This is a genomic window from Limnothrix redekei LRLZ20PSL1 (genome assembly GCF_043235035.1).
GTDB lineage: Bacteria > Cyanobacteriota > Cyanobacteriia > CACIAM-69d > CACIAM-69d > CACIAM-69d.
In genome coordinates, this window is the sequence record NZ_JAZAQF010000028.1 from 25,471 (window position 1) to 38,161 (window position 12,691).

General features: G+C 57.8%; 9 protein-coding genes. All 9 read left to right on the plus strand.

The annotated features are described in order from the left end of the window. Positions 1-71: 71 nt before the first annotated feature. Positions 72-1,412 (plus strand): CmpA/NrtA family ABC transporter substrate-binding protein, encoded by a 1,341-nt coding sequence (locus VPK24_RS04740; RefSeq protein WP_393010952.1) that lies wholly within the window; start codon positions 72-74, stop codon positions 1,410-1,412. Between the two features lie 491 nt (positions 1,413-1,903). Continuing rightward, on the plus strand, positions 1,904-2,743 hold the full coding sequence (gene ntrB, locus VPK24_RS04745; RefSeq protein WP_393010953.1) for a nitrate ABC transporter permease: 840 nt from the start codon (positions 1,904-1,906) through the stop codon (positions 2,741-2,743). 68 nt (positions 2,744-2,811) lie between these two features. Further along, entirely contained in the window at positions 2,812-4,827 is a 2,016-nt protein-coding gene (locus VPK24_RS04750) for an ABC transporter ATP-binding/substrate-binding protein (protein ID WP_190529800.1), read from the plus strand. A gap of 84 nt (positions 4,828-4,911) precedes the next feature. Beyond that, positions 4,912-5,754: an ABC transporter ATP-binding protein gene (locus VPK24_RS04755; protein WP_190529798.1), complete on the plus strand. Its 843-nt coding sequence runs from the start codon at positions 4,912-4,914 to the stop codon at positions 5,752-5,754. 229 nt (positions 5,755-5,983) lie between these two features. Continuing rightward, positions 5,984-8,122 carry a molybdopterin oxidoreductase family protein gene (locus tag VPK24_RS04760; RefSeq protein WP_393010956.1) on the plus strand — a complete coding sequence of 713 codons (2,139 nt, stop codon included), beginning with the start codon at positions 5,984-5,986 and terminating at the stop codon, positions 8,120-8,122. 199 nt (positions 8,123-8,321) lie between these two features. Further along, positions 8,322-8,630 carry a DUF3181 family protein gene (locus VPK24_RS04765; protein WP_393010958.1) on the plus strand — a complete coding sequence of 103 codons (309 nt, stop codon included), beginning with the start codon at positions 8,322-8,324 and terminating at the stop codon, positions 8,628-8,630. A 221-nt stretch (positions 8,631-8,851) separates the two neighbouring features. Beyond that, entirely contained in the window at positions 8,852-10,057 is a 1,206-nt protein-coding gene (locus VPK24_RS04770; RefSeq protein ID WP_099534788.1) for an argininosuccinate synthase, read from the plus strand. Positions 10,058-10,363: 306 nt separating this feature from the next. Beyond that, positions 10,364-11,965 (plus strand): sensor histidine kinase, encoded by a 1,602-nt coding sequence (locus VPK24_RS04775; protein WP_393010959.1) that lies wholly within the window; start codon positions 10,364-10,366, stop codon positions 11,963-11,965. Positions 11,966-11,968: 3 nt separating this feature from the next. Next, positions 11,969-12,688, plus strand: coding sequence for a response regulator transcription factor (locus tag VPK24_RS04780; RefSeq protein ID WP_393010960.1), 720 nt, complete (start codon positions 11,969-11,971; stop codon positions 12,686-12,688). Positions 12,689-12,691 lie beyond the last annotated feature (3 nt).

The window sequence follows — 12,691 nt, forward strand, 5'->3', positions numbered from 1 at the left end:
CCAACACCCAACACACCACTCGATCCTCCCCGATCGGTCACTCCCCTTCTTTACCTTCAAACTCAGCAACCATGAGCAGCTTTTCCCGCCGCAAATTTTTGTTCACCGCCGCCACCGCTGCCGGAGCCACCGTCGTGATTCATGGTTGTGCTGCCGGAGGTGGCAACCAGGCCGCCAGCAGCCCGGCCGGTGGCGACTCCGCCGGGGGCAGCCCTTCGCCGGCCGCCTCGATCGCCCCGCCGGAAGTAACCAAAGCCAAGCTCGGCTTCATCGCCCTCACCGACGCGGCCCCCTTGATCATCGCCAAGGAAAAGGGCCTCTTCGCCAAATACGGAATGCCCGATGTGGAGGTCATCAAGCAAGCCTCCTGGGGGGCAACCCGCGACAACCTGGAATTGGGTTCAGCCGGGAACGGGATTGACGGGGCACATATCCTCACCCCAATGCCCTACTTGATGACCACCGGCAAAGTCACCAAAAAGCCTCTGCCGATGAACATCCTGGCCCGTTTGAACACCAACGGTCAGGGAATTTCCCTCAGCAAGGATTACCTGGGCAAAAATATCACCCTTGATAATCAGCCCTTCAAAGAAGCCCTAGCCAAAGCCAAAGCTGGCGGCAAGGATGTGAAAGTGGCAGTCACTTTCCCCGGCGGCACCCACGATCTCTGGATGCGCTACTGGTTGGCAGCCGGTGGCATCGATCCCAGTAAAGATGTGTCGGTGATTGTGGTTCCGCCGCCGCAAATGGTGGCCAACATCAAGACCGGAACCATGGAAGCCTTCTGTGTGGGTGAGCCTTGGAATGCCCAAACGGTATCCCAAAAGCTGGGTTTCTCGGCCTTGGTGACCGGTGAGCTGTGGAAAGATCACCCGGAAAAGGCCTTTGCAATGCGCGCCGATTGGGTAGAAAAAAATCCGAACGCCGCCAAAGCCCTGACCATGGCAGTGCTGGAAGCACAAATGTGGTGCGACAAGCCTGAAAACATCGCAGAAATGTGCGACATCATCAGCAAGCGCGAGTGGCTGAAGATCAAGGCGGAAGATATCTTGGGTCGCTCCCAAGGCAACATTGACTTTGGCGATGGGCGCAAGGAAGAGAAATTCCCGCTTTCCATGAAGTTCTGGGCAGACTTCGCCTCCTATCCCTTCAAGAGCCATGACCTGTGGTTTGTCACGGAAGACATCCGCTGGGGTTACTTGCCGGAAGGTACTGACACGAAAGCCTTGGTGGATCAGGTCAACCGGGAAGATATTTGGCGCGAGGCAGCCAAGGCGCTGGGTGTGCCCGAGGCGGAAATTCCCAAGGATACGTCGCGCGGGGTGGAAACCTTCTTTGATGGGGTGAAGTTTGATCCGGAAAATCCCAAGGCCTATCTCGATGCTCTGAAGATCAAGGCTCTGAAAGCCTAGGGTCTGTTGTCATTTCCTGGAATCCAGTGAGGATGGTTGATCTGCCATACCCAAATGATCGCAACAAGGTGCTTGAGCACCTTGCCCCCACGATCCGCTCACGCTGGAATTAGGGTTTTAGACAATTTGACGACCAGCCCTAGGGCTGGGTTCTGAATCGAGTGTTGTCAGGCAATCAAAACCTTTCATTCAGGAATGATTGCCATATTGAAGGGAGGGCTGAAGCTACCGGCAACGGTTTCTCTCGATCGAGATTAGACCGCGACTGCCCGATCGAGATTGCCCGATCAAAATTACTGGGTCAGTCGCCTGAATCAAATCATTTGATCAGGCTTGATAATTTCATCGAAAATGAGCCGTTGTTTGAGGGTTTCAGCCATCTGTGAGCAAGCGCAACGATCGACTCAGGCTGACAACTTGAATGCCCATCGAATGCCCATCGAATGCTCAACGATCGATTGAGGATTTCATCACACTCAGGTTTGACCACCATGGCTGCAAGTAGTTCTAGTTCGCTCGTTGATTCGATTATTCGCTTTGTGCCGTTATCTAAGAAAAATGCCCGCAAAGTGATTGCGGCCATTGTGGGAACGCTCATTTGCCTGGTGGCTTGGCAGGCAATTTGCTCAATCCCTGGAGCACCTCTGCCGGGGCCCTTGGAAGTGTTTAGCGACACCCAGGAATTGATTGTGGGTGCGTTCGATCGCACGGATCCCAACAGCACCGATGTGGGCATTTTTTGGCATTTAATGGCCAGCTTGCAGCGGGTGGCGATCGGCTTTTCAGCGGCGGCGATTATTGGGGTTTTTGTGGGCATTGTGGTCGGCAGCAATCCGCTGATCTATGACGCACTGGATCCGGTTTTCCAACTATTACGAACCATCCCACCGTTGGCTTGGCTGCCCATTTCCCTGGAAGCCTTGAAAAACAACCAATCGGCAGCACTATTTGTAATTTTCATTACGGCAGTTTGGCCTGTTTTGCTGAACACGGTAACTGGCGTGCAGCAAGTGCCCCAAGACTACAAAAACGTGGCTCGGGTGCTGCGGTTGGGTCGAGTGGAATATTTCCTGAACGTGCTGTTTCCGGCCACGGTTCCCTATGTTTTCACGGGTCTGCGGATTGGCGTTGGGCTGTCCTGGTTGGCCATTGTGGCGGCGGAAATGCTGGTGGGCGGTGTTGGCATTGGGTTCTTCATTTGGGATGCCTATAACAGCTCCCTGACCAGTGAAATTATTCTGGCGTTGATTTTTGTGGGCTTGGTGGGGCTGTTGCTCGATCGATGCGTGGCTTTTTTGGGCAGCATTGCCGTGCCGCCGGAACGCCGCTAACGGGCGAAGTTTGGGCATAGCTTTGGATAACTCACTCCTCGATCGCACAACACCGATCGCACAACACCATGACTCCTTTTCTGGAAATCGATCACGTTGACAAAATCTTTCCGCTGCCGGGGGGCGATCGCTACATTGCGCTCCAAAACATCAACGTTGAGATCAAGCAAGGGGAATTTATTTCCCTGATTGGTCACTCCGGCTGCGGCAAGTCCACCCTGCTGAACATCATTGCGGGCCTCGATCGGCCCACCAGTGGCGGGGCCATTTTGAACGGTCGCCAAATCGAAGCCCCGGGGCCCGATCGGATGGTGGTGTTCCAAAACTACTCCCTGTTGCCCTGGAAAACCGTCCGCGACAACATCGCCCTGGCCGTCAACACGGTGCTCAAGAACCTGCCCAAGGAAGAGCGGCGGGCGATCGTGGAAGAGAATATTCAGCTCGTTGGGTTGGCCCATGCGGCCGATAAGCTTCCCGGCGAACTGTCCGGCGGCATGAAACAGCGGGTGGCGATCGCCCGGGCCCTGGCCACCCGCCCCCAAGTATTGTTGCTCGATGAACCCTTCGGGGCCTTGGATGCCCTGACCCGGGGCGGCCTCCAAGAGCAACTGATGCGCATTTGCGAAGAGAGCCATGTCACCTGTGTGATGGTGACCCACGACGTTGACGAGGCCTTGCTCCTGAGCGATCGGGTGGTGATGCTAACCACCGGCCCCGCCGCCCATGTGGGGCAAATTCTGGAGGTGGATATTCCCCGTCCTCGCAGCCGCATGGACGTGGTGAACCATCCCAGTTACTACAGCCTGCGCAACGAAATCGTTTACTTCCTCAATCAACAAAAACGTTCCAAGAAACGGAAAGTGGCGGCCCCTGCGGTGGCGGCCGGCAATGGCCTGGAAAAGGTCAACTTGGAGCTGGGTTTCATTCCCCTCACTGACTGTGCGCCCCTGGCGATCGCCCGGGAAAAGGGATTCTTTGCCAAGCACGGCCTAGAGCAGGTCACCCTTCAGCGCAAACCCAATTGGAAATCGATCGCCCATGGGGTCGCCAGCGGCCAGCTCGACGCGGCCCAAATGGTGACCGGAATGCCCTTGGCCATGACCCTGGGCAGCAGCGAAAGCGAACCCGTGCCAATCCAAGCCTCCATGGTGCTGTCCCGCAACGGCAACGCCATCACCTGGGGCAAACGCCTGATCGAACAGGGCGTGAATGACCTGGCCACCTTCAAGAGTCTGATTGAACGGGATCCGGACAAGGTTCACACCTTTGCCATGGTGCATCCGGCTTCCATGCACAACCTGTTGCTGCGGCATTGGTTCGCCTCCGGGGGCATTGACCCCGATTGGGATATCAGCTTGGCCACCGTGCCGCCGCCACAGATGGTCTCGAACCTGAAGGCGGGCAACATTGACGGCTATTGCGTCGGAGAGCCTTGGAACTCCCGGGCCGTGCAAGAGGGCATTGGTCAAATCATGGCCACGGATCTTGACCTGTTCCCGGGCCATGTGGAAAAAGTGCTGGGGGTGCGGGAAGATTGGGCCCAGGCCTATCCCAATACCCATGCGGCCCTGCTGACGGCCCTGCTGGAGGCCTGTGAATATTGCGATGATCATCGCAACCGGGCTGAGGTGTTGGAAATTTTGGCCCGCCCCGACTATGTGGGGCTGCCGGTGGAGATGATTGCGCCCGGGTTCCTGTCGCCGCTCGATCGGGGCGATGGTTCCGAGGCCCAAGCGCTTTACACCTTCCATCAGTTCTTTGTGAGCCGATCGGCCTGTCCCGACGCGGTACAGTCCCTTTGGACTTTGGCCCAGATGGCCCGCTGGGAAATCACGCCCTTCCCCCGCAATTGGGTGGAGGTGATGGAACGGGTGAACCCGACGGCCACCTATTTGACTGCGGCTCGCAATTTGGGACTGCCGGAGGTGGAATTAGACCGCAAGCCGATCGTCCTGTTTGACGGCCAAACCTTTGACCCCGATCGCCCGATCGACTACCTCGACAACCTGGCGATTAAACGCAATATCCGTGTGGCCGAAATTCGGGTCGATGAAATCTTTAGTTGCTCCGTTTCCCCTAGCTAAGGGGCCCGCCTGTGGCCCGATGCCGATCGCCCCAACTCTTCATCCTCTGACTCGATCGACCCCTTCCTCAGCCCTGGCAATCCTATGCAAACCCTCTCTTCTCAAACCGTCCCGCCCATGGTTGTCGCAGCGGAACCCGATTTTTTGGTGATTGACCAAGTTTCCAAGGTCTATCAAACGCCCAAGGGGCCATACCCCGTGCTGGATGGGGTCAACTTGCGGGTGGCCGAAGGTGAATTTGTTTCGGTGATTGGTCACTCGGGTTGCGGCAAGTCCACCCTATTGAACATGGTTTCGGGCTTTGCGGAACCGACGGCGGGTGAAGTGCGCCTAGAACAGCAGCGAATCACTCGGCCCGGTCCCGATCGGATGGTGGTGTTCCAAAACTATGCCCTGCTGCCCTGGAAAACCGTTTTGGAAAATGTGTTGTTGGCGGTAAAAGCCGTTTACACCACCCAACCCAAGGAAGCACAACGGCAATTGGCCCTGAAATATTTGGAGATGGTGGGGCTGAGCGAAGCGATTCACAAGCGGCCGGCGGAAATTTCCGGGGGGATGAAACAGCGGGTGTCGATCGCCCGGGCCCTGGCCATTTGCCCCAAAGTGTTGATTTTGGATGAACCCTTTGGGGCGTTGGATCCCATCACCCGCGAAGAGTTGCAAGACGAGTTGCTGCAAATTTGGCGGGAAAATCAGGTCACGGTGTTGATGATCACCCACGACATTGATGAGGCGCTCTACCTGTCCGATCGATTGGTGATGATGACCAACGGCCCCGCCGCCAAGATTGGGGAGGTGATGGATATTCCGTTCCCCCGACCGCGCGATCGGGCCCGACTTTTGGAAGATCCCAAATATTACGAGCTGCGCAACTACGCACTCGACTTCCTCTATAACCGCTATGCCCACGATGACGCGGCGGAATAGGGCTGAGGGTTGGCCCCCGATCGGCTCCTACGCGATCGGTTCCTACACGATCGGCGCTTAATTGGCCTCATAGGGCCTCTCTCCTCGGCTCAATGCTCAGTTCAACATTCAGCTCAACGCCCCGCCAGGGGCATTTTTTTGACTCATGGCCCGCTGGGATCGTTGCCTAGCTGCGGCTGGACTTATTTTCACCACGTATTCGCAACTTAGAAGTTGTTTTAATTAATCCATGGAATCTGTCAGAACCGTTTGTCCCTACTGCGGTGTGGGGTGTGGTTTGGAAGTGGTGCAAGGGCCAGCGGGGCTTAAGGTGCGGGGCGATCGGGCCCATCCTTCCAGCCAAGGCATGGTTTGTGTAAAAGGGGCAACGATTTTGGAGTCGATCGACCGCGATCGGCTGCTGTATCCCATGTGGCGATCTGCTTTGGATCAAGACTTTCAGCGGATTAGTTGGGACGAGGCCTTTGAGGCGATCGTGCATCGCATCCAAACCGTTTTGGCCAACCAAGGGCCCGACGGCCTTTGTATGTATGGCTCCGGGCAGTTTGTCACGGAGGATTACTACACGGCCCAAAAACTGATCAAGGGTTGCCTGGGAACCAACAATTTCGATGCCAATTCGCGGCTTTGCATGTCTTCGGCCGTCTCGGGCTACTTACGCAGTTTCGGGGCCGACGGGCCCCCCTGTAGCTATGACGATTTGGAACTGGCGGATTGCCTGTTCGCGATCGGGACCAACACGGCCGAATGTCACCCGATCGTCTTTAACCGGTTCCGCAAACACCACAAGGCCAACCCCGATCGAGTGCGATTGGTGGTGGTGGATCCCCGCTGCACCGAAACGGGCCAGGTGGCCGATCTCCATTTGCCCATTCGCCCCGGCACCGACATCGACTTACTGAACGGCATGGCCCACCTGCTGCTGAAGTGGGATCAGATCGATCGCGCCTATATCGAAGCTCACACGGGCGGCTTCGCAGCCTACGAAGATCTGCTGCAACATTACTCGCCCAATCTCGTGGCCGAGCAATGCGGTATTCCGGCGGAGTCGATCGAGGCGGCGGCGCGGATTTGGGCCCAGAGCGATCGGGTCTTGTCCCTTTGGTCCATGGGCATTAACCAATCCTCCGAAGGCACAGCCAAAGTCCGCAGCATCATTAACCTGCATCTGCTGACGGGGCAAATGGGCAAACCGGGCGCGGGGCCCTTTTCCCTCACCGGCCAGCCCAACGCCATGGGCGGCCGCGAGGCCGGCGGTTTGTCGCGGTTGCTGCCGGGCTATCGCTCCGTGACCAATCCCCAGCACCGGGCCGAAGTGGAGGATTTTTGGAACCTGCCCTCGGGTCGCATTTCCCCAGCGCCAGGCCGGGCCGCCTGGGAAATTGTGGAAGGGCTGGAGGCGGGAGCGGTGGGCCTGTTGTGGATTGCGGCCACCAATCCCGCCGTTAGTTTTCCCGACCTGAACCGCACCAAAGCCGCCCTGAGCCGATCGCCCTTCACGATCTATCAAGAAGCCTATTACCCCACGGAAACCAGTGCCTTTGCTCATTTGCTGCTGCCCGCCACCCAATGGAGCGAAAAAACCGGCACGATGACCAATTCTGAGCGGATGGTGACCCTTTCCCAGGCGTTTCAGCCCCCTCCGGGAGAAGCCAAGGAAGATTGGGCCATCTTTGCGGAGGTGGGCCGGCGGCTCGGCTTCCGGGAGCAGTTTTGGTTCCAATCCTCAGCGGAGGTCTACGGCGAATTTGTGCAATTGACCCGAGGCCGCCCTTGCGACATGACCGGTTTGAGTCACGATCGGCTCAGAACCGCTGGCCCCCAACAATGGCCTTTTCCGGCGGACGGGGCGATCGACCCTTTGCAGCCAGCCCCCGCCAAGCGGTTGTATACCGATGGGCAATTCCATACTCCCGATCGGCGGGCCCAATTTCTGGCGGTTCACTCGCGCGGGCTGGCGGAACCACCCGATGCGGCCTATCCCCTCGTGTTGACCGTGGGCCGGCTCTATGGCCATTGGCACACCCAAACCCGCACCGGTCGGATTGAAAAAATCAAAAAGCTGCACCCGAATCCCTTCATTGAAATTCACCCCAAGGATGCGGAACCCTTGGGCATCCGGGAGGGCGATTGGGTGGCGGTGAAGTCGCGCCGGGGCGATGGGCGGTTTCCGGCCAAGGTGACCCGGGCGATCGCGCCGGGAACCGTTTTTGTGCCCATGCATTGGGGATCCCTGTGGGGTGACGGGGCCGAAGCCAACGCCCTCACACACCCGGAAGCTTGTCCCGACTCCTTTGAACCGGAACTGAAGGCATGTGCTGTTCAGTTGCAAAAGCTGGCCTTACCGCCTAGCAATCCGGATAATTGAGATGGATCGCAGGTTTGTTGTCAGTTTCTGGGTACAAGTTTCTGGGTACAAGTTTCTGGGTACAAGCTGAAATGGTTGATTCCCTCAACCTCACCGCCCCAGACAGGGGGCTGAAGCTCCTGGCTCCCACGATCGGGTCACGGTGGAATCAGGGTTCCCGAGAATTTGCGAATGATCCAACTCAATCGAAGGTGCTGAAATGTCGAAATCTGTCAGTAATGAAGCGATCGAAACCCTGGCCGCAGAAATTGGCGATGCGGCCTATCTGGACATTGCCAAATGGCATCTCGATTTGGCCCATGCCCATTTGCACAGTGCCCTTGCTGAAAAAATCTATCCCCTCTTGCTCGATCGCACCTTTAGCCGTGCCAAGCTGACCGCTTTGTTAGGGGAAATGGCGATCGAAATTGGGGCCGGCAAGCGATCGATCCCCCTGCTGGATTTCATTCCCGATCGGCAGGTGGAGCGGCTTTATCAGGCGATCGATGACTACCAAGCCAAGCTCTAGGAAGGCGAATCAGAGTGCTAATCAGAGGGCCAACTAAAGGACCGATGAGCCATTGTCGGTTGCTGCCCCATTACCCAGCCATCGATGCCAACCATGCAACATCACTCCCAAGTCACTCCAAAGTCAAGAAGTCCTCAAAGTTGGTACGCTAACTGACCGTTGCGATCGCCCGGGCCGTGCCTACAATATGGGGTTGTTTTCTCGCAGCTTGAGCAAAATACATGGGTCGCGCCAAGAAAGTTGTCCTCGCCTACTCCGGCGGTGTGGATACCTCCGTTTGCATTCCCTACCTGATGCAGGAATGGGGCGTTGAAGAAGTCATTACCCTGGCCGCCGACTTAGGGCAAGGCGACGAACTGGGCCCCATCAAGCAAAAAGCCCTTGACTCCGGAGCCAGTACTTCGCTGGTGGCGGATCTGCGGGCCGAGTTCGTGCAGGATTATGCGTTCCCGGCCCTGCGGGCCAATGCCCTTTACGAAAACCGCTATCCCCTTTCAACGGCCCTGGCGCGCCCGCTGATTGCCAAGGCGCTCGTGGAGGCGGCGGCGGAATATGGCGCAGACGCGGTGGCCCACGGTTGCACAGGCAAGGGCAACGACCAAGTGCGGTTTGATGTGGCGATCGCGGCCCTCGACCCCACCATTAAGGTGTTGGCTCCGGCTCGCGAATGGGGCTTCAGCCGCGAAGAAACGATCGCCTACGGGGAAAAGTTCGGGATTCCCGCGCCCGTGAAGAAAAAGTCGCCCTTCAGCATCGATCGCAACCTGCTGGGCCGCAGCATTGAAGCGGGCCCCCTTGAGGATCCCTGGACGGAGCCGCCGGAAGAAATTTACCTGATGACCAAGGCGATCGCCGACACGCCGGATGAGCCGGACTACGTGGAAATTGGCTTTGAAGCGGGAACGCCGGTCACCCTGGACGGCCGCACCTTGGACTCGATCGCCCTGATTGAGGAACTCAACACCCGCGTCGGCAACCACGGCATCGGCCGGATCGACATGGTGGAAAACCGCTTGGTGGGGATTAAGTCCCGCGAAATCTACGAAGTGCCGGCCCTGTCGGTGCTGATCGCCGCTCACCGGGATCTGGAGAGCCTGACCCTGACCGCTGATGTGAGCCACTACAAGCGCGGCATTGAAGAAACCTACAGCCAACTGATCTACAACGGTCTCTGGTACAGCCCCTTGAAGGCAGCGCTGGACGGATTCATCAACGAAACCCAAAAGCGGGTAACCGGCACGGTGCGGATCAAGCTGTTCAAGGGCAATGCGGCGATCGTGGGTCGCAAGTCCGAGCAGAGTCTTTACACGCCGGAGCTGGCCACCTATGGGTCTGATGATGAATTTGACCACAAGGCCGCCGAGGGCTTCATCTACGTTTGGGGTCTACCGACGCGGGTTTGGTCAGAAAAACTGCGCCAAGGCTAGGACTTGTCGGTGAATTGCCTGAGACCCTATGGTCTGAAACTCCGATTCCGCCCTGAAGATCGTAGGGGGCAAGGGGCTTGATGGCCTGTCGTCATTTCCATCGCCGTAGGGGTTGGGTCTCCCAACCCTAACCCGAGCGATCGCCACAACCCCGCCCAGCCCCTGTGATCCCGGTTCCAGGGCTGGGCGGGGAGACCCCGCCCCTACGATTAAACCCATGACAGGCCCTAACCCGTTTCAGCAAGTCTCGATCGGCTTGTTGGAACGGGTTTAAACTGGGAAAGCGACGCTGAGGCAAAGGTTCCCATGCTGTTCACTCAAGTGCTTCGGGGACGAATGACGAATTGGTGGTCTAAGCCCTCTCAGCGATTACCCCAAACCGCAACCCCAATTTTGCCCGAGCTAGGGACTGCTTCGATCGCCCCGCAACCCGCCACAGGCGATCGGTCAGAGCCATTGGGCCGATCGGGCTGGCGGTGGTCATCGTTGCAGGGGCGGCTCACCCTTGAATTAGGGGCGATCGCGGTCTTGAGCCTGAGCACAGCGGCCCTTTGGTCCACCTGGCAAATGGAACAGACCCTCGCCACTGCCCACAAGCAAACCCTCAGTTATATTTCCCAGCGCTTTCCCGAGGAGTTGGCCCTCTACGATCAGCACGAGGGGCTGGCCAAAGGATTACCCACCACCATCGACAAGGTGGCCATGGCGGGGCTGTTAGCTTGGGTCACCGATGATCAAGGGCGCTTGCTGGCCCAACCCAAAGATGATCAGAACTATCAGATCGTCCGCAATTTGGTGCAGTCTTTACCTGCCGCCGCCCAGCGGTTGACCATTGTTCACCGCGATGGCCGAGTTTGGGTTTTATGCGAGCAGCCCTTGACGGTTCGGGGCCGGGCGATTGGGCGGGCTTACTTTGCCCAAGACGTGAGCCATGATTGGCACAAGCTCCATGGCAGTCTGCGGCTGCTGTGGTTGGTGAATGGTTTAGCCATGGTGGTTGCGCTGGGGGCGATCGGGCGGCGAATTCGCTTAGCCCTCATGCCCTTGGCCACCATGAGCCAAGTGGCCAGCGCCGTTTCTGCCGATGACTTGGCCGGGGCCCGCCTGGAGTTGCAAGGGGCCCCCGATGAAGTCCGGGGCTTAGCCCAAGCCTTTAATGAGATGTTGGCGCGGCTGTCGCGTTCTTGGGAGCAACAACGACAATTTGTGGGTAATGTTTCCCATGAACTGCGCACCCCGCTCACGGTGGTGTTGGGTTATTTGCAAAGCCTCCTGCGGCGCAGCACCAACCTGAATGACTATCAGTTGCAAGCCTTGACCACGGCGGAAGCGGAGGCCGATCGCACCGTGCGCATGTTGCAGGACTTGTTAGATCTGGCCCGCATTGATAATCGGCAACTCCACTTGCGGCAAGCGCCGATCGTCCTTAATACCCTGCTGTCAGAGGTGACGGACTGGCAACGGCTGGCCTGCGATCGTCCCATTCATTTGCATTTGGTGGCGGAGGATGTGGTGGTTTTGGCTGATCGCGATCGCCTGACCCGCGCCATTCGGAATTTGCTGGACAATGCCGTGAAATATTCCGCCCCCGAGCAGCCCGTGACCCTGCAACTGAGCCATCAGGCGGACTGGGCCGCCATTGAAGTGCGCGATCGCGGGATGGGTATTCCTCCGGATCAACAAGCCCGGGTTTTTGAGCGCTTCTATCGGGGTGAAGATGAAATGACCCGATCGCGCGATGGCACGGGCTTGGGCCTGGCGATCGCCAAGGGAGCCGTGGAAGGGATGGGCGGCCGCATCGATCTGCAATCGCAACCGGGCCTGGGCAGCACCTTCACGATCAGACTTCCTCGCTGGCACATGTCCTCTGCATCCGATTCATCCGTTGATCAATTGATCAATCCGTGATTGATGACCATTATGGTTTCACCCTTGAAGCTCAATCCCCCCACAGCCCGAATTCTGGTGGTGGAAGATGATGCCAATTTGGCGCGATTTGTGGCAGGAGAATTGGAACTGGAGGGCTACGGGGTAACCGTGGCAACCACAGGACTGGAGGGGCTAAACGCCGCCCGATCGCACCCGTCGCCGGATCTGCTGATTTTGGATTGGATGTTGCCGGGGCTGTCGGGCTTGGATCTTTGTCTGCGGTTGCGGGAAACGGGATTACAGGCCCCCATTATTCTGCTGACGGCCCGGGATGAAATTCTCGATCGGGTCACGGGCTTGAATGCGGGCGCGGATGATTATGTGGTGAAACCCTTTAGCATCGCGGAACTGTTGGCGCGGGTGCGGGCCCATTTGCGGCGAGTTTCGCCCCACGAGTCCGATCAGATCACCCTGGCAGATTTAACCCTGAATCCGTTAACCAGGGAGGTGCAACGCGGGGGCGATCGGGTGGACTTAACGGCCAAGGAGTTTGATTTACTCGAGTTTTTGTTGCGCCATCCGCGTCAGGTGATTTCGCGCGATCGACTGTTGGAATCTGTTTGGGGCAATAACTTTGGCGGCGAATCTAACATCGTGGAAGTCTATATCCGAGCCTTGCGAATCAAATTAGAAATGGCCCAGCGCCCTCGCCTGATCCACACCTTGCGGGGGGTTGGTTATGTTTTGCGCGAGTCGCCCTGATCG